This window comes from Candidatus Eisenbacteria bacterium (genome assembly GCA_005893275.1).
Classification (GTDB): Bacteria; Eisenbacteria; RBG-16-71-46; order SZUA-252; family SZUA-252; genus WS-7.
In genome coordinates this window covers 1-18,199 of sequence record VBOW01000006.1, presented here as the reverse complement: position 1 = coordinate 18,199, position 18,199 = coordinate 1, and the positions used below count along the sequence as shown (strand labels likewise).

Genomic DNA, 18,199 nt, shown 5'->3' with positions numbered 1-18,199 from the left:
TGCACCCTATGTGCCAAGAAATTGACCTGATGCGCTTATCCGTTAACACAAACGTAACCTATTTTCTAGGAATGCCTTGCATCAACAGGCGGGAGTTCAGAGGGGACCGTACCCAACGCGCCTTATCAAGCAGAATTGCAGGTGGCTTAATAGCTGGATCGATGGCTTGCTATAAGTAGCTGCAGATTTAATACTTAGCAGAATAAAGAAGTCTTATAGCGGAAACTTAAGACCTTTGCCGAATTACCTGGCGGCGATCCAGCTGGTAGAGCTTTATCTTCTGAAGCAACGTGGGGTAGCTCAACGATAGCGCGCGGGCTGCCCTGAGCTTGTTCCAGCCGCTCCGTTCGAGAGCCTGGCCGATCAGCTTGCGCTCCACCTTGGCCACCTCCGCCTTGAGCGTCGCGGGGGAATCGCTGGCCTCCTCCTCCACCCGGAGGAGCTCCCGGGGCACGAGCCTCACCGACAGCGGCTCGCCGTCGTTCGCCAGCACGACCATCCTCTTCGCGACCTTCTCCAGCTCGCGCACGTTTCCGCGCCACGGCAGCTCGGCGAAGAGGCGCAGCACTTCCGGGTCGACCCCCCTGATGTCCTTCCCCATCTCCGCCGCGAACCTCTGTAGGTAATGCTCTACAAGGAGCGGGATATCCTCGGGACGCTCGCGGAGCGGCGGCACGCGGAAGCAGATGTCGTTCAGGCGATAGTAAAGATCCTCGAGGAACTCCCCTTTCGCGATCCGGGCTTTCAGATTCACGTTCGTCGCGCAAAGCACGCGGACGTCCACCTTGGTGGACCTGTTCCCTCCGACCGGCCGTACCTCCCGGTTGTCGAGTACTTGTAGAAGCTTCCCCTGGATCGTGATCGTCGTCTTGTCGACCTCGTCGAGGAAGAGCGTCCCGCCGTTCGCCTCGACGAAGAGGCCCGATTTCTCGCGCACGGCGCCCGTGAAGGCGCCCTGAACGTGGCCGAAGAGCTCGGATTCAAGGAGCGGCTCGGGCAGCGCGGCGCAGTTCACCTGGATCAAAGGTTTGTTCGCGCGGTTGCTGGAGGCGTGGATCGCGCGGGCCAAGAGACCCTTGCCGCTCCCCGTCTCCCCTTCGATCAGAATCGTCGCGTCGCTCGGCCCGACCCGCTCGAGCAGCGAGAGAATCTCGAGCAGCTCGCGGCTTCGAGTGATGATCCCGTGGTCGTCGGCGGTCCCCAGCAATCTGCCGCGGAGCGACAGGTTCTCCCGGGCCAGCTCGCGGCGCTGCGTCTCCAAGATTGCGACCGAAACATAGTTGCTGAGCACCGCGATCAGGTTCACCTCGCGCTGCTTGAACGCGCCGAGCGGTCCCTCGGCCGGGCGGTCGAGGTAGAGGAAGCCGGCCTGCCCCGAAGGGAGCGAGAGCGGCATGATCACGAGGCTCGTCCGCGGGCTCAGTGCATGGCTCGCGGGGAAATCGCGGAAACGAGGGTCGACTCCCGCCCGGCTGGACACAACCGGACCCGAGCCGAGCCGCTCCGCCCCGAGGCGCGCCAGGAGCTCGCGCAGGAGATCCTGCGCCACGCGAAGAGAAATCCCCGCGGCGGCCAGCACCGTGGCGCTCCCGTCGGATGCGGGCGCGACCACGCAGCCGCGCGCTGCGCCCGAGCGGCGCACGAGCGTGCCCAGGATCTCCTGGAGCGAGCCGTCCCCCTCCTCGACGCGCAGCACCCTGCGGATCTCGTCGAAAGCCGCAAACTCGTTGCTTTGCGCCGAGGTCCCTTCGATGAGTCCCTGCTCGACCTCGCGCCGGAACTCCTCGATTTCATGCTCCAGAGCGGGCTCCTCCCGGTCGGAGAAGAGCGAAGCGGCATGATCCAAGTGAATGACCGCTTCGTCCGTGAGCCCACGGTGCATCTCGCTTCGCGAGAGCTCCAGCAGGGCGCCTGCGGTCAGCTCGGAGAGGCCGAAACTTTCGAATCCGGCAACGGCCCGGCGGAGATAGCTGACCGATTCGTCGAGAATCGCGCGCGATTTCCCGCGCCGGGCGCGCTTTCTCCAAGCGAGGCCGGCGGCGAAGCAGAGCCTCGCCAGCTCATAGCGCTTGCCGATTTGCTGGAGTATCTCGCTCGCCTGGTCGAGGTAGCCTCTGGCCTGCTCCAGGTCACCCGCTTCCGCGCTGGCGAGCCCGATGAGCTTCAAGGAGCACGCCTCTTCGAGCCTGTCCCCGAGGCGCCGCGCGATCGCGAGCGCGCGCTCCGCCAGCCGGACGGCCGGATCGAGCTCGAGCGCGGCCAGATGCACCTCGCCGAGGCGGCGAAGCAGCTCCACCGTGAGGTCGGAGTCCGGCGCAACCTGGTCCGCCATCGTGAGCGCGCTCTCGAATTCTCCGCGCGCCTCGAGGAGCGCTCCGCGGTCGAGGAAGTAATCGCCGAGCGCTTCCCGCGCCAAGATCGTCTCGCGCGGGTAGCCGCGTTCGGTGGCGAGCGCCAGGGATTCTCGAATCAGCTCCTCGGCCTGCGCCCAATCGCGGCGTTTGCGCTTCAGGTTCCCGAGGCAACCCAGGGCACGGGCGCGGCCCGCGGCGTAACCCACCTCGGTGTACATCTGGAGCCCGCGCCGGTAGTGCTCCTCCGCCAGGTCCCAGTCCCCCATCTTGTCGTGCACGATGCCGAGGTTGTGCACATACGTCGCGGCGTCGTGATAATGCCCCGACCGCTCGCTGATGCGGAGGGCCTGCTCGAGGAATCGGACCGATTCTTTGAACCGGCACTGGTTCTTGTGGAGAAGCCCGAGGTTATTGTAGGCGGCGGCCATCCCGCTCTGGTAATCGGCGCGCCGGTAGGTGGCGATCGCGCTTTCAAAGTGCTCGCGCGCGGAGTTCCATTCGCCGGTGCGAAGGGCGATCGCGCCGAGGCACATCTCGGTGTGCCCCAAGTCCAGATTGAGCGTGGTATCACGCAGGAGCCGGTAGGCCCGGGACGCGGCGCGATGTGCCGCGCGATAGCGGCCGCGCTCGAAGAGCAGAATTCCGAGCCGGGATGAAAGCCGGCCGATCTGCTCGCGCGTGACGTGGGGGCGCAGCTTTCGGTGGAGGTCGTGAAGCGCTTCGACCGCTTCGTTCAGATCCCCGCGGTGGCGCAGGCACTCCACGATCTGGGTGCCGGTCTTGAGGAGCGACTCCTGACTCGCGCCCTCGCCGCGGCGATCCTCTACCTCAAGGGCGCGGCGGTAGTACTCGAGCGCTACCGCGAAGTTATCCGCCGCGAAATAGAGGTCGCCGAGCTCCTGGGCCTTGCGATCCCCTTCCGCGCTGCCCCTTTCGCGTGGCTGGGGCCGGGGATCCCCAAGGGTCCGGTTGTGTCCGCCCGGTCGGTCTTTGGGAACAAATCCTTCCATACCGACCCTCAACTGCCGATTTAGGCTCGCTCAGCTGCGGGAACGACGAGTGTCTGTCTACCGCAGCCAGAACGGCCAGTAGTTCAGCCTGGTCACCGCAAAGAGCAACCTCAATCCGCGGAAGTCGTAGCGAGCGGTTCTCACCGTCGCAACGTTCCCAAGGCTTCCTCCCGACACCTCTTTCGAGCCCGAAATCGGCCGCAAACTGGGTGCCTTCACCACGACGCCATCGTTATCGCCTTTGGGATTGGGATCTGGCGGGCCAACATCTTCCCATCCGATGGGCCTAGCGACAGCAACTTTGGTGCTCGCAGGGAGGAGACAGAGGAGAGCGGCGAGGATTGCCAACGCGGCAACAACGCGACCTGGAACCCGGATGCCCATGTATTGCTCCTCGGAGATAACGCCCGGCGAAAGCGGTCGCCCGAAAACCATTTTTCGGGTCTTGTCTGCGGACGGCAGCGGGCTCCGGACTATGCAACCCGAGCCCGGGAGGGAGTCCCATGGGGAACTGGCCCTCCGCAGACGTGACTACCTTAATGTAAGGCACCATAGCTCATTCAATTAGCTGCGTCAAGCGAAATACGCGCGTTCTGCAACCGGAGATCAGTTTCCGACCGGGGCCCCCTGAGCCCGCCAAACCTTTCGCGCCTCGCTCAAGACGAGACCGTAGCGAAGCCCCCTCGTGGAAACGTACACCCCGGGAACGGGGAACCGGTTCACGAATTCTGAGAGGATCACGGCCCCGGCAGGGATGATGTCGGCCCTGCCCCGGCTCACGCCGGCCAGGTCGCGGCGCTGATCCAATGGGATCGAGCAGAGGTGTTTCTCGATGGACGCGATGCGTTCCCGGCTCAGGAGGTGATTTTCGATGCGGGAGGGATCGTACTTCGTCAGGCCCAAGTCGAGCGCGCCGAAGGCCGTAACCGTGCCGCCGACCCCGACGGCGCGGTCGATCCGGCTCCCATCAAAACCCCCCAGCTTCTCCGCGAAGACCTCGCGCACATGGGCCCGGATCCGCTCCAATTCGTCCTCGACCGGAGGGTCGCCCTGGATGAGCCGCTCGGTCAGCCGGACGCAGCCCAGCTCGAGGCTGATGAGCTGCGTGCCCTTCTCTCCTTCGCCGCAGATGATCTCGGTGCTTCCCCCCCCGATGTCCACGACCACCGACCGGCCGTGCGGCGCGCTGAGGCCGCTCATCACCGCGAGAAATACGAGCCCGGCCTCTTCCTCTCCGGTCAGGATGTCGACGGGGTATCCGATGCGCTGGGCGTAGTGGTCGGCCACATCGCGCCCGTTGCGGGCGACACGGAAGGCGTTGGTTCCGGCAACGCGGATCTGGCTGGCCCCGCTGTATTCCGCCTCGTGAACGAAGCGCTCGAGGCAGTCGAGGGTCCTCGCGGCCGCGGCCTCATCAATCACCCCCGTCCGATCGAGACCCTCGCCCAGGCGCGAGATCTCTCCCATCCGGTGTGCGGTTTTGAGGCGCTCTTTCTCGTCCACATCGGCAACCAGGAGACGCACCGAGTTGGTGCCGATGTCGACCGCACCGATCCTCACCATGCCTTGAGCCAGATATGGCGCCTGATCTGCCCTCCTTGCGAGGGGAGATTGCCCCCGCTGGTTGACTAAGCTAGGCGGGGAACCTTACCATGAGACCACCATGGAAGTAAAGTCGGAAGCCCTTGCAAGGTCGAAAAATGGAACGCCTTCACCCACCTCCGAACCGCGGGAGAATCTGCTCGGGAGGCCCCCCTCGGAGCTGGAGCAGGTTTTCTACTCGATCGGGGAGAAGCCCTATCGGGGGCGCCAGGTCGCGGACTGGGTCTACGGGCGCGGCATCGCCGATTTCGCAGCGATGACGAACCTTCCGGCGGCCCTCCGGTCCAAGTTGGAGGAGCGGTTCGTCGTCGGCGTCCTGAACGAGCGATCCCGCCGCGAGACCCCGGATCGACGCACCCGGAAGGTCGCCTTCGAGCTTCCCGGGGGAGGGATCATCGAATCGGTGTATATGTCCACCCCGAGCCGCTTCACGTTCTGCCTTTCCTCGCAGCACGGCTGCGCGTTCGGGTGCCGCTTTTGCGCTACCGGCCGCATGGGACGCGGCCGGAACCTCACCGCCGGGGAGATCCTGGAGCAAGCCTTCCGGCTGAGGAACGAGCTCCCTCCCGGCCGGCGCGATTTCAACGTCGTCATGATGGGGATGGGAGAGCCGCTCGAAAACTACGACGCCGTGATCGAGGCGCTCACGGTCCTGGCCGATCCCACCGGGATGGCGGTGCCCCCGAAGCGGATCACGATTTCGACGGTGGGGCTCGCGCCTCAGATCGTCAGGCTCGCGGACCAGGGCCACCGGTTCAGGCTCGCCGTCTCCCTTCACGCGGCCGCGGACGAGCTGCGATCGAAGCTCATGCCGGTCAACCGCCGCTTCCCTCTCGAGCAGCTCATGCGGGCCGTCCGTCACCATGTCGAGCGGACGGGACGGCGCGTCACCTTCGAGTACATTCTTCTCGAGGAGCTGAACGATACCGTCGCCGACGCCGCGAGGCTCGTCCGACTGGTCGCCCAGCTCCCGTGCAAGATCAACCTGATTCCCTACAACCCGATCGGCCCCGGCCGCTTCAAACGGCCGGCGCCGGAGCGCATCCAGCGCTTCGCCGAGTATCTGAAGCCGCGTGTCCCCGCGGTTACCGTACGCTACAGCCAAGGGGTTGAGATCGGCGCGGCGTGCGGCCAGCTCGCGGGCGAAGCGGAATTCGCCACCTAGGTCCGGGCAAGAGCCGGGGGGAGAGGATGCTCGGCACGTTGCGCCAGCGGCTCCTTGCGCTCTTTCTCCTCGTCTCGCTGATTCCGTCCCTCGGCCTGACCCTGATCGTGACCTACTACCTCTCCCGCAGCATCTCCGCGCTTCGAAACCCCGAAACCGAGAACGCGCTCGCGCAGTCGCTCGAGGTGATCCGCGAAGGGATCGAACGGCTCGGGAGCGACGCCCGCCAGCACGCCGAAGTGATGGCGCTCGATCCCACCACGCGGCGGCTCCTCGCACCGGGGCGCCCCGCCGACCTGGAACGCCATCTGCGCGAGGAAGCGAGGAGCCGCGGGCTCGACTACGTCTGCCTGTACCGGATCGGCCCTCCGACCGAGCGGGTGTTCGGGGCCCGGCTCGGTCCCCGCATCACGCTGCCCCAGCCGGAGCGCGAGTCGTTGCTCGGGGCGCTGGAGCAGGGGGGGCTCATCACGGGCGGGGACGCGCCGCGGCAGGTGAGCGGTGTGGCTCCCCTGGGCAGGGAATACATGCTCCTCGCCGGCTACCAGCTCGATCCGGAAATCTCCAAGGAAATCCTCGACCTCCAGCAGAATTTGACGATGTACCGGAAGCTGAGCGTCTACACGTGGATCTCCGAGCGGAGCCTCTGGATCTTCGCGGCCATCTGGACCGTCGTGCTCGGGCTCGCGAGCTTCGCGCTCGCCTACTTCGTCTCGCGGGATACCGCGAGACCGATCCTCGAGCTGCGCGGAGCCATGGAGCACGTCTCCTCTGGAGATCTATCCCATCGCGTGAAGCCCTCGGGAACCAAGGAGGTCCGTTTCCTGGGGACCACGTTCAATCAGATGGTGGAGGAGCTCCAGACCTCGCGGCGCGCGCTCGTCCGCGCGGAGCGGCTCGCCGCGTGGCGCGAGGTCGCCCGGGCGGTCGCACACGAAATCCGGAATCCGCTCACGCCGATTCAGTTCGCGCTCGAGCGGTTGAGGGACGAGGCGCGCCGCCCCGAAGCGCCGCGGGCGCGGGTCGTGCAGGAGAACGCGGACCTGATCTTGAACGAGGTCCATTCGCTCCAGGAATTCGTGACTTCCTTCTCGGCGGTGGCCCAGCTGCCCGAGCCGCATTTCACACCGTGCGACCTCGGGGCGCTCGCGGAGAATGTCGCCAAGCTCTACCGGGGATCCACCCCGATCGAATTCCGCGTTGAGGTCGCGGGGCAGCTGCCGTTAGCCTGGGCCGATGAAGCGCAGATCCAGCGCGTGCTCGTGAACCTCATCAAGAACGCGATGGAAGCCTCTCCGGAGCGCGGGATCATCACGCTTCGAGCGCTCCGGGATACGAACGGCCCGGAGCCCCTGCTCCGCGTGGAGATCGAAGACCAGGGACACGGAATGGATCCCGCCACCCTCGAGCGCGCGGTGGCGCCGGGATTCACAACGAAATCGACGGGGAGCGGATTAGGCCTCACCCTGGTACAACGTATTGTGGACCAGCACTCGGGGCGCTTCTTCTTGGAGTCCAATCCGGGAATCGGCACACGGGCCTGGTTTACGCTGCCCGCAGCATCGGAGGGTCCGGAGTGAGCCAGAGTTCGCGCACGCGCGTCCTCGTCGTGGACGACGAGCCCTCGGTGCTCCTCGAGATTTCCGGCGCGCTCAAGCGCCACTACGAGGTCGTCACCGCGCAGAGCGCCGAGGACGCCGAATCGGTGCTTTCGAAGGAGCGTGTCGATCTCTTGCTGACCGATCTTCGCCTCCCCGGAAAGGACGGACTCCATCTGCTCGAGTCGGCCAAGGCTCTGAGCCCCGATCTCCCCGTGGTCATCATGTCGGGCCACGGCACCATCGAGGAGGCGGTGCGCGCCACGCGCATGGGGGCGGCCGATTTCGTGGAGAAGCCGTTCGGCCCCGACCGTCTGAACGTCACGGTCGAGCGCGCGCTCGAGCTGCGTGAGCTCAAGCGCGAGAACGAGTCGCTCCGGAGTCTCGCGGGCGCGGCCGACGCGATGATCGGGGAAAGCCGTGCGATGGACCAGGTGCGCGCCGAGGTCGCCAAGGTGGCGCCCAGCGAGGCGAAGGTGCTCATCACCGGGGAGAGCGGATCCGGAAAAGAGCTCGTGGCGCGCGCGATCCACCGCGCGAGCCCCCGGAGCCGGGGTCCTTTCGAAAAGCTGAACTGCGCCGCGCTCCCCAAGGATCTGGTCGAGAGCGAGCTTTTCGGATACGAGAAGGGGGCCTTCACCGGGGCGGGGCAGATGAAACGCGGGCGCCTCGAGGCCTCCGATCGGGGAACGCTCTTTCTGGACGAGGTCGGCGACATGAGCCTCGAGACCCAGGCCAAGTTTCTTCGCGCGATCGAAACGGGCGAGATCGAGCGGCTGGGGGGCACGCGCACGGTCCAGGTCGATGCGCGGATTGTCGCCGCCACGAACAAGAATCTCTCCGAGGAAATCCAGGCCGGCAGGTTCCGGGAGGACCTCTTCTACCGGCTGAATGTGGTTCCGATCCACGTCCAGCCGCTTCGCGCCCGGCGCGAGGACATCCCTCTCTTGATCACGCACTTCATGGGACGCTTCGGACAGGAGCACGGCCGGTCGATGCGCCGGATCGCGAAGGAGGCGGTCGAGCGCCTGACGCGATACTCCTGGCCCGGCAACGTGCGCGAGCTGAAGAACCTGATCGAGCGGCTGCTCATCATGACCGAGGGAGAAACGATCGGGCTTCGCGAGGTCGAGGCCGCGCTTCCCCCGGACGCCGAGGAGGAGCCGGTGAGCGAGATTCGCGCGGCACGCGACCGCGCGGAGCGCGACGCGATCCTCGCGACCCTTCGGCAGTGCTCCTGGAACGTGACCGAAGCGGCCAAGCGACTCGGCATGGACCGAGGGTATCTCCACCGAAAGATCAAGCGATACGGCCTGGTCCGGGATGCCCAAACCTCGTAGCGCGGCCCGCGCCACCGCCCTGGCGATCGCATGCGCGGGCGCGGTCCGCCTCGCCGGGAGCGCGTCCGGCGCGACATGCGTGTCCGACTCGGCCTTCGCGCGACCGATTCCGCCGCCTCCGGTCACGCGGGCCGCGGAGTGGGAGACCCTCGAGACCGGCCTCCCGGAGGAGGCCCGGTTCCGCCCGATCGTCCGCGTCCGTTACAACCGCGTCGATGGTCCCGCCCCCACGCTCGGCGCCGCCTTCCAGCCGGCCCGCGCGCCCGAGCCCGTGCTCTTCGCCGAGGGAACCTACGCGTTCTCGCGAAAGAGGCCGCTCTATGAGGCGGGATTCGAGGCGCCCCTCGGCGACCGGCCGTGGCTCCAGGTCGGGGGCTCGATCTATCGAGGGACGGCGACCGAAGACGGCTGGATCGTCACGGAGGGGGAAAATACCCTCTTCGCGCTCTTCGCCCGAACGGACTACTGCGACTATTACGAATCCCAGGGAGGACAGGGATACCTCGTCTGGTCGCCGGGGTCCGATTTCTCGCTTCGGGGGGGCGCCCGCCTTGAATCCCAGGCCTCCCTCAGCGTCAAGACGCGGGTCTCCCTGACCGGCCGGCATCCCGAATTCCCTCCCAATCCCCCGATCGAGGACGGCGACGAGCAGGCGTTCACGGTCCGATGCCGGATCGGACCCGCCCAGCTCCCGATTCGGGGCGGGACGCACGGCGAGGCTGCGTACGAGCGGTCGGGCTCGCCGCTCCAAGGAGATTTCGAGTACGGGAGGCTGCGGGGATCCATCCGGAACCGGACCCGGCTTTCGCCGACGCAGGAGTTCCGCGTTCGGCTGGTCGCGGGGTCCACCGTGAGCGGCGCTCTCCCGGGGCAAAAGGTCTGGCATGTGGGAGGGATCGGCACGCTTCGGGGACATGATTTCAAGACGTTCGCCGGAGACCAATTCTTCGTTGCGAACGCCGAGTTCTATCAGCGCGCGAGAAAGAATCTCTACGCGTTCACGTTTCTGGACTACGGCGCGGCCTGGTTCGGGAGCGGCAATCTCGGCCGCCAGCGGCCCGCGGCCGATGTCGGGTTGGGAGTGCGGATCGCTGAAGGACCGGCAGCGCTCACCGTGGCGAAGAACCTTTGCGACGAAAAGTCCAAGCTTCGAGTGGGAATCCGCCTCGGAGACCGGTTCTGAAGCCGGCGCAAAGCCCGACGGGACCGCGCGATCGATTCGCGATCGCGGCTCGGGGGGCGATCCTCTCGGCCGTCCTTCTTTCAGGAACAGCCTTCGCTGGAAACGACCTCGGCCTCACGGTCGGGCCCGTGGAATCTGTGAACGGCGCGATCACCACCTCCTTTCGTGTGGAAAACCCATGGACGCCGCGCCTCGAGGAAACGCTGCTTCGGGGCATGCCGGCGACCGTCGTTTTCGAGGTGGGTGTCTGGAAGCGGCGCTCGCTCTGGTTCGACAAGCTGGTCCTGGCGATCAAGAGCGAGCACAAGGTGGTCTACGATCCCTGGGAGAAGATGTTTCGCGTCCGCTCCAACCCGGCCCAACGCAAGACGCGCGTCGTGCCGTCGCTCGACTCCCTGGAAACGTTGCTCTTCTCCGAACGGCGTCTGCCGCTCATGGCCGCCGGGGCGCTCGATCCGGTCGGGCGATATTACGTCTCGGTCCGCGTCCGGATCCGACCGCTTTCGCCCGAGGACCTGGGGGAGATCGAGGATTGGCTCTCGGGGGAAGTAAAGAACCCGGCGGGCGCGCCCCGGGGAGTGCCGGGGTACCTCCTGGGCATCGCGGTCAACATTTCGGGGCTGGGCGACAGAACGGCGCTCGCGAAGAGCGAGACCTTCGTGCCGGCGCTCCTCGAAGCGCCGCAGTAGGGGTCGTCCGCGGCGCGGAGGAGCGTCGCTCCGCGGGGACCGGGCGGATCTAGGGCGCGTCCGAGGAGCCCCCTTCCGGGGGAGAGGCCGGCGATGGCGAAGGAGGAGGCGCGTACCAACCCGCGCCCGTGGAGGCGGGCTGGGCAACCGCCGGCCGGGCTTCGGCTCCCTTCGAAAAGCGCGTCAGGATCATCGCGCCCAGGCCCGCGGTCGTGAAGACGAAACCCAGCACGACGGCCGCGATGCCGAAGGCGAAACTGATCGGCATCACGAACACCACCCCGATGAGGCCGAGTACTTTCCCCACGACCTTCAATCCCAGAATGAGGAGCGCCCCGACGATGATCGCCTGGAACGAGGAGGCCGCGACTCCGGGGCGTCTCCTCGAGAGAATCCGCCGGCCGAGGTACATCGCGCCGTTCACATAGCCCAGGAACGTCGCGACGATGATCCCCAGCACCGCGGCGATGAGCGCAAAGATCATCGCGATCGCGAGCAGAATCGCGACAGGGATTCCGATGATCGTGATCACGAGAATCACCATGGCGATCGCGCACACGACCGCGATGCTCGGGACCGACACGATCATGGCCGTCCACCCTACGAGGCCCCACAGGAAGGATTTCCCAAAATCGTGCCCCATCCGATCGACCGCGTGCTCCATTCGCTCCCGTGCGAGGAGCAGGCAGAGCCACGCGAAAAACACCGTGAGCAGAAGTTGAACGATCGTCGTGAAGACGCCCGCGAGGGCGCCGAGCCCCATCATTCCCAAGAGCGGCAGCAACCCGCCCGCGTGTCCTCCCTTGAAGGGCCAGGCGCCGACCGAGACGTTGCTGCCCCCGACGGACGCGCTGTCGCTCGTGCTCGTGGCGCCACCCACGCTGACGGCGTCTCCTTCAACCGAGCCATTCCCGCGGACCGAGACACTGCCGCCCACGGCCACGCAGTCCCCCTTCACGCGTCCGTACACCGTGACCGACCCGCCGATCGCGACCACGCTTCCATCGATCACCTTGCCGGCCGGAATCTCGATGTCCTGTCCGAAGCGCACGAGATCGTTGTCGTGGGAGCCCGGCGGCTCGGGCGGCGCGGGCGGTTCCGGCGACTCGGCCTCGTCCGCCTCTTGCCCCGCGGCGTCGAGCTTCGCGCGTTCGGCGGTCGAGCGGGCTCTCTTCGGCATCGCCTTGTTCTCGTCCTCGATAACCCGCACCGATATGCCTTCGTCTCCCGCTCTGGCGCTATCGGCTGAAGCCTTGGTCCCGGTCTTCGCCGGCGCGGCCCCGAGCGCCGGCGGCGCCGGCAGGAGAAGCGCGGCCAGGAGAAGACCGAACGAAAGCGCCGCGATCCAGCCATATGCCTTGGTTCTCACCATGACGTCAGAGCGACAGGCAAACATGGCCCACACTCCCTTCGCGGCGGCGGGACGGTCGCAGCATGATGGAAAGCGCGAGTCCCAGGGTGATGAGTACGGCGCCGGCAACCTGAACTTCGGGCGTCTTGAGGGAGACGATCGCGGCGCGTGGAATGCTCTTGAGCGACTGCAGGGCGAGCCAGATCTGGCGCGCGATAGGTTCGTAGAACGCGATTTCGTTGGCGAGCCGCTTCGAGATCCAGGTGACCCCGGAGATAAGCCCATCCATCAGGGAGACGATCCAGATCGAGGGCTCGGGTGCTCCGACGCCCTTCGCGATGCGCCCCAGGTTGGCGAGCAAAGCCACGGTGAGCACGAACGAGACGGCGCCGAGCGCGGCGCCGAAGCGCTGCCAGCCGGCCGCCAAGAAGCCGTGGGCGCCCACGACCCCGCGCACGACGCGATCTTCGAGCCAGGCGGGAGCCGTAAGAAGCGGCATGCGCTGGAGCAGGAGCGCCTGCGCGCGGTAGACCGCGAGCGTCTCCCCGCACCGCGCGCACGACGCGGCATGGCGTTCGACCACCTGCGCGACCGATGGCGTCAACAACCCGTCGATCAGGGCGATGATCTCGCGCTCGCATGCGTCGCAGGAGAGATTTTCTTTCATGACCGATTTCCTCGCGCCGACAGCTTCCGTCTCAAGATCCCGTGCGCTCGATGAAGCCGCACTTTCACCGTGCCAAGCGGTATACCGAGAGTCTCGGCGATTTCCTCGTAGGCGAGGTCCTCGCGGTATCGTAAGTAGAGAATCGCCTGGTAGTGCTCCGGCATCTCCCGGAGCAGCTCATCGAAACGCTCCGCCGAGCGGTCCAGCATGAGCTGGGCGTCGGGTCCCGGCCCGGGCTCCACCGCTTCCAGGAGCCGGCCTTCGTCTTCGGCGAACAGGTCCTCGATCGAGACCGGGCGGCGCTTGCGGCGCCGGATCGCGTCCAGTGCCAGGTTCGCCGCGATCTTGAAGAGCCATGTCTTGAGCGGCCGATCCGGGTCATAGGTGTGAAGCGACCTCAGAACCCGAATGAAAGCCTCTTGCGCCACCTCGGCCGCGTCCTCGGCATTTCCGGTGATCCGCCACGCGAGGTTCACGACCGGTGTTTGGTACCGGCGTACCAGCTCGCGATAAGCGCGCTCCTCACGCGCCAGGCATCGCCGGACCAGGTCCCGTTCGTCGGACGTCAACTCAAGCCCTCGAATCCTGGATGCCCTTCACCGCCCATACGCTCCGGGGGCGTATCGAGTTTCGTCGGCCCCGCCGCGGGTCGCCGGACCGGGGAGCCCTGCGGCCCGGGCGCGGAACCTAGTGGCCCTATCCTGCGTCCGTCAAGGCTTTTCCCTTGACGGATCGCCCGCTCCGACCCTAGCGTCCGATGCCTCATGACCGAGATTGAATCCGTATACGCTAGGGAAATACTCGACTCGAGGGGGATGCCGACGGTCGAGGTCGAGGTCGCGCTCCGAGGCGGAGCGCTCGGCCGCGCCGCGATCCCCTCCGGGGCGTCGACCGGCTCGCGCGAGGCGCTCGAGCTTCGGGACCAGGACCCAAAACGGTACGGGGGCAAGGGCGTAACCCAGGCCGTCGCGAACGTGAACGAGACCATGGCCGGCCACCTCGTGGGCGAGGACGCGGACGACCAAGCCTACATCGATCATCTCCTGATCGACCTGGACGGCACCCCGAACAAAAAGGCCCTCGGGGCGAACGCGATTCTCGGCGTCTCGATCGCGGTCGCGAAGGCCGCGGCCGAGTCCCACCTGCTCCCGCTCTATCGCTATCTCGGCGGCGCGAACGCGAAAACCCTTCCGGTCCCGCTCATGAACGTGGTGAACGGAGGGGCGCACGCGGACAACAACCTCGATATCCAGGAATTCATGATCGTCCCGGTGGGCGCCCGCTCCTTCTCGGAGGCGCTGCGCATGGGCTCCGAGGTATTTCATACGCTGAAAGGGCTGCTCCGCGACAAAGGACTCGTGACCGCGGTCGGGGATGAGGGGGGCTTCGCCCCCAACCTGGGAAAGAACGCGGAGGCGCTCGAGTTTCTGATGCGCGCGATCGAGAAGGCGGGCTATCGTCCCGGCGAGGACCTCGCCTTGGCGCTCGACGTCGCGGCATCGGAGCTCTACAAGGGAGGGTCCTACTCTCTGGACGGCCGAAAGGGACTGGACTCCCGCGCCATCACCCAGTACCTGGGCGACCTCCTGGAGCGGTTCCCCATCGTCTCGATCGAAGACGGGCTTGCCGAAGGGGACTGGGGCGGCTGGAAGCACCTGACCGGCGCGCTCGGGGGCACGATTCAGCTCGTGGGGGACGATATCTTCGTGACCAACCCGGAAATTCTGCGACGCGGGATCGAGGAGGGAGTCGCCAACGCGATTCTGATCAAGCTGAACCAGATCGGGACCGTGACCGAGACGCTCGACACGATCGGGATGGCCAGAAACGCCGGCTACGCGACCGTGATCTCGCACCGCTCCGGCGAAACCGAAGACACGACGATCGCCGATCTGGCCGTGGCGGTGAACGCGGGGCAGATCAAGACCGGATCGCTCTCTCGGAGCGAACGGATCGCGAAATACAACCAGCTCCTCCGAATCGAGGAGCAGCTCGCGGACGAGGCGCTCTACCCAGGGGCGGCCGCCTTTCGGAAGCTCAGCGGCGGCTCACGCGAAACGGCGGGCGCGCGGTGAGCGGGGAACGCACGCAGCCATGATGCGATCCCCGTATCAGAGCCCGAAGGATCCGCCGTCCCGGAAATTTCTCAGGCTCCCGCCCCGCGAGAAAAGCAAGAAGAGGCGGTTCCTTCTCTGGGGCGCGGGCGTCGTGCTGGGCTATCTCGTTTATTCGTTCGTCGGCGGGGACAGCGGCCTCATTCGAATCCGCGCGCTGCAGCACGAGACGGCGGCGCTCCGCGCGCGAAGGCAGGTCCTCGCGGTCGAGGCGAGCCGGGCCGAGCAAGCCCGGGCGAGCACGGCGAAAGACCCGCTCCTTTCGGAGCGCGTCGCGCGCGAGCGCTTCCACATGGTCAAGAAAGACGAGGTTCTCTATCGGTATCAGGCCGAGGAGGACTCGGCGAAGTAGGCTCTTTACAACCGCGGGGCGCTGGGGCAAGATACGGCCGCGGGGTGGAGCAGCCTGGTAGCTCGTCGGGCTCATAACCCGAAGGTCAGAGGTTCAAATCCTCTCCCCGCAACCATAAACGCGGCAGGGCCCGGGAACCCGGGCCCTTTTTTTGTCGCGCGCGCGGGGCCCGGTGGATGGTGCGCCTCCCCCGGGCGTGAGCTACCGCGCGCCGGCGAGCCGGCCCAGGTAGGCCGTCACGACCGCCCCCTCCCGCTCCCTCAGCCCGGCGCAATCGTTCACCTGGTCTGCGATCTTCGCCAGCTCCTTGTCCGCCCCGGGAACCGAGCGCGAGGGCTCCGCGAAGAACGACTTCGCCGCCTCGAGCCGCTTCACCGAGCAGCCGCTCGCGAACTGCGGCATAAACACCGAGAACATCGGCGGGATCTTGGTGGAGATGGCGCCGAAATTCTCGGTCATCCAGCGGTACGGAATCTCCTCGTACTCGACGGCCAGGCCCACGACGTTCGGGATCGTGAAGATCTCTTGGGGACGCAGCGGTCCCTGGAGCGAGTAGCGAAGCGCCTCCTCCACGATCTTCGGATCGCGGAAAAAGCCGAGCGCGGCCAAGAATCGCGAACGGTCCGCGGGAACCCGCGCCGTCTCGAATCGCCTCTTGTACTCCGCGAAGAGCGCGGCGTCGGCGTGCAGGGCGGAGAGGTCGAGCGCGACTCCGGCCAAAGAGGGGTCGACCGATCCCGAGGCGGCGATGTACTGCTTCGCGAGCGAATCAGCGAATGCGAGAATCCGGTCGTCCTTCCCGTAGTCGCCGAGCATATGGACCAGCTCCGGGCGGACGAGCGAGACGCCGTCCTCCTCTCCGGGGCGCCGCGTCAGCCCGAGGCGGCCCAGCGCCGGCCCCAGGGTCTGGCGCACGTAGACCGCGAAGGGCTCGGCCAGCTCGGGGGTCACGAACACGCGGCGGACCTGGTCGACGCCGTCCGCCAAGGCCGAGAGGACTTCGGGGCTCGGATCATCCGCGAACCGGGCGAGGAGCCGGACGTATTCATCGCCATGGAGGAGCCCGGCGTCCAGAAGCGCCGTGAGATTGCCGAGGTAGCCGACGCGCTCGGCCGGAGACATGATTTCCGCGGCGCTCTGCGCGAGCTTCTGCATCGCTTCGGGAGAGAGAGTCCAACGATAATAGCCGGCCGCCCCCGCGTTGGGGTTCACCCAGATCGGCGCGCGGTCCCCTTCCAATTCGACCGTTGCCTCCCGTTCGCTCAACAGGAACCGTTTCGTCCGTACGGCAAGTCCATCCGAGTAGGTGAGCGCCACAGGAATCTTCCAGAGCGGGTCGCCGGCGGCTTGGGCGCCGTACGAGAGAAAACGCCGTTGGCTCAGCCTTACGCGCCCGTCCGGCTGAATCTCCGCGGTGACGAGCGGGACACCCCCCTGATCGAGGAAGGTGCTCATCGGCCCCGAGGCATCCTTCCCTGAGGCCTTCGAGAGCGCGGACCAGAGATCCGAGCCGACCGCGTTTCCCCACTCGTGCGCATTCAAGTAATCGAGCACCCCCGCCCGGAACTTGTCGGGCCCGAGCCACTGCTCGAACATCCCGAGAACCGCCTGCCCTTTCTTGTAGGCGAGCTCATCCGCGGCCTGGAGCAGGTTGTCGAGCGCGCTGACGGGCTGCCTGATGGCGCGCGTCGAGAGGCGGGCGTCGATCTTCATCGCCCCCTGCGTCGCCTGCAGGTCCTGGACGTGCATCTTGTACTCGGGGTAGACCTCGTCTGAAATCTTGTTCCCCATCCATTCGGCGAACGCCTCGTTCAACCAGAGGTCGTCCCACCATTCCATCGTGACGAGATCCCCGAACCACATGTGGGCGAACTCGTGCGCCATGTAGACCGACAGTCTCGAGAGCTGGCGGACGCTCACCGTCTTCGGCTCCACGAGCAGCACGTCGTCCCGGAAGGTGACCAGGCCGGCGTTCTCCATCGCGCCGGGCCAGAACTCGGGCACGGCGATCACGTCGAGCTTCTCGTAGGGATAGGGCCTGCCGAAGTAGCGCTCGAGCGCGCCGAGGAGGCGCGGGGCCATCGTCGAGGCCGTGCCCGCGAGCGCGGACGCGCCCTTCACGCAGACGACGTTTCCCGGGACCGACATGCCGGTGATGGGAACCATCTCGAGGGGACCGGCCGCGATCGCGAGCAGGTACGAAGGAAGCGGCTTGGTTCGCCGGAACATCACCGTCTTCGTGACCTTCCCGGGCGTCACATGGGCGACCGGAGTGTTGGTCAGGGCGCGGTGCCCCCTCGGCACGGCCAGCGTGAGCTGATAGGGAATCTTGAACGAGGGCTCATCCCAACACGGGAAGGCCTTTCGCGCATCGTCGGACTCGAACTGGGTGAAGCAGTACCACTCCCCGCCGTTCTCGAGACGGTAGATGCCCTGGGCACGCGTGTTGAACGTGTTCGCGAAATCGATATGGAGCGTGTACGCGCCAGGCTTGAGCGGCGACCGGGTCCTCAAGGCGACCGCGGCGGGTCCCGCGGCCCTGTGCGTGGACGGCACGATCCCTTTGGCGCCGCGGAGCGTCAGCCGCCCGAGCGTGAGCCCTTCGGAATTAAGCTGAAAGGAATCGGTCGCGGCGTCCACGCGCAAGTCGATGCGGACCGATCCCGTGTAGCCGGGCTTTCGCGCATCCAGATTGAGGCTGATCGACTCGAACGTGGGCACGACGTCGCGGCGCAATCGCTCCGAGCCCGAGGCGCCGGCGGTCTTCGCGGACG

General features: G+C 66.5%; 13 protein-coding genes and 1 tRNA gene. 8 read left to right on the top strand and 6 right to left on the bottom strand.

The genetic code is table 11. From position 1 onward, the window contains the following. Nucleotides 1-226 precede the first annotated feature (226 nt). Together E6K76_00520 and E6K76_00515 are read right to left on the bottom strand one after the other, a co-directional pair. On the bottom strand, nt 227-3,364 hold the full coding sequence (locus E6K76_00520) for a tetratricopeptide repeat protein (protein ID TMQ60876.1): 3,138 nt from the start codon (nt 3,362-3,364) through the stop codon (nt 227-229). Between the two features lie 606 nt (nt 3,365-3,970). Then, a complete protein-coding gene (locus E6K76_00515) occupies nt 3,971-4,927 on the bottom strand; it encodes a Ppx/GppA family phosphatase (protein ID TMQ60875.1) in 957 nt (318 codons plus the stop codon). Nucleotides 4,928-5,027: 100 nt separating this feature from the next. On the opposite strand from E6K76_00515, the gene rlmN reads away from it, so the two are divergent. From rlmN to E6K76_00490, 5 genes are read left to right on the top strand one after another with little or no spacing between them, the layout of a single operon-like run. Further along, nucleotides 5,028-6,131, top strand: coding sequence for a 23S rRNA (adenine(2503)-C(2))-methyltransferase RlmN (gene rlmN, locus E6K76_00510; protein TMQ60874.1), 1,104 nt, complete (start codon nt 5,028-5,030; stop codon nt 6,129-6,131). A gap of 26 nt (nt 6,132-6,157) precedes the next feature. Then, nucleotides 6,158-7,711 (top strand): HAMP domain-containing protein, encoded by a 1,554-nt coding sequence (locus E6K76_00505; protein TMQ60873.1) that lies wholly within the window; start codon nt 6,158-6,160, stop codon nt 7,709-7,711. Further along, nucleotides 7,708-9,069, top strand: coding sequence for a sigma-54-dependent Fis family transcriptional regulator (locus E6K76_00500; protein ID TMQ60872.1), 1,362 nt, complete (start codon nt 7,708-7,710; stop codon nt 9,067-9,069). Before E6K76_00505 ends, E6K76_00500 begins: the two co-directional genes overlap by 4 nt. Continuing rightward, nucleotides 9,053-10,252, top strand: coding sequence for a hypothetical protein (locus tag E6K76_00495; GenBank protein TMQ60871.1), 1,200 nt, complete (start codon nt 9,053-9,055; stop codon nt 10,250-10,252). The genes E6K76_00500 and E6K76_00495 overlap by 17 nt, the downstream gene beginning before the upstream one ends. Beyond that, nucleotides 10,198-10,941 carry a DUF4390 domain-containing protein gene (locus E6K76_00490; GenBank protein ID TMQ60870.1) on the top strand — a complete coding sequence of 248 codons (744 nt, stop codon included), beginning with the start codon at nt 10,198-10,200 and terminating at the stop codon, nt 10,939-10,941. The genes E6K76_00495 and E6K76_00490 overlap by 55 nt, the downstream gene beginning before the upstream one ends. A gap of 49 nt (nt 10,942-10,990) precedes the next feature. Here the strand turns inward: E6K76_00490 and E6K76_00485 are convergent, their stop codons facing one another. Genes E6K76_00485 through E6K76_00475 form a run of 3 tightly spaced genes read right to left on the bottom strand, consistent with a single transcriptional unit; the run spans nt 10,991 to nt 13,543 of the window. Beyond that, nucleotides 10,991-12,313, bottom strand: a complete 1,323-nt coding sequence (locus tag E6K76_00485) for a hypothetical protein (GenBank protein TMQ60869.1) — start codon at nt 12,311-12,313, stop codon at nt 10,991-10,993. Nucleotides 12,314-12,317: 4 nt separating this feature from the next. Then, complete coding sequence (locus tag E6K76_00480; GenBank protein ID TMQ60868.1) at nt 12,318-12,959, bottom strand: hypothetical protein; 642 nt, start codon at nt 12,957-12,959, stop codon at nt 12,318-12,320. Next, a complete protein-coding gene (locus tag E6K76_00475) occupies nt 12,956-13,543 on the bottom strand; it encodes a sigma-70 family RNA polymerase sigma factor (GenBank protein ID TMQ60867.1) in 588 nt (195 codons plus the stop codon). The genes E6K76_00480 and E6K76_00475 overlap by 4 nt, the downstream gene beginning before the upstream one ends. Before the next feature lie 180 nt (nt 13,544-13,723). Between E6K76_00475 and E6K76_00470 the strand changes: the two genes are divergently transcribed. From E6K76_00470 to E6K76_00460, 3 genes are all read left to right on the top strand, one after another. Then, on the top strand, nt 13,724-15,034 hold the full coding sequence (locus tag E6K76_00470; GenBank protein ID TMQ60866.1) for a phosphopyruvate hydratase: 1,311 nt from the start codon (nt 13,724-13,726) through the stop codon (nt 15,032-15,034). Between the two features lie 19 nt (nt 15,035-15,053). Further along, nucleotides 15,054-15,425: a septum formation initiator family protein gene (locus tag E6K76_00465; GenBank protein TMQ60865.1), complete on the top strand. Its 372-nt coding sequence runs from the start codon at nt 15,054-15,056 to the stop codon at nt 15,423-15,425. A 38-nt stretch (nt 15,426-15,463) separates the two neighbouring features. Beyond that, a tRNA-Met gene (locus tag E6K76_00460) sits at nt 15,464-15,540 on the top strand. Nucleotides 15,541-15,626: 86 nt separating this feature from the next. On the opposite strand, the gene E6K76_00455 is transcribed toward E6K76_00460, so the two are convergent. Beyond that, the coding region (locus tag E6K76_00455; GenBank protein ID TMQ60864.1) for a M1 family metallopeptidase at nt 15,627-18,199 on the bottom strand (2,573 nt) is incomplete at its 5' end.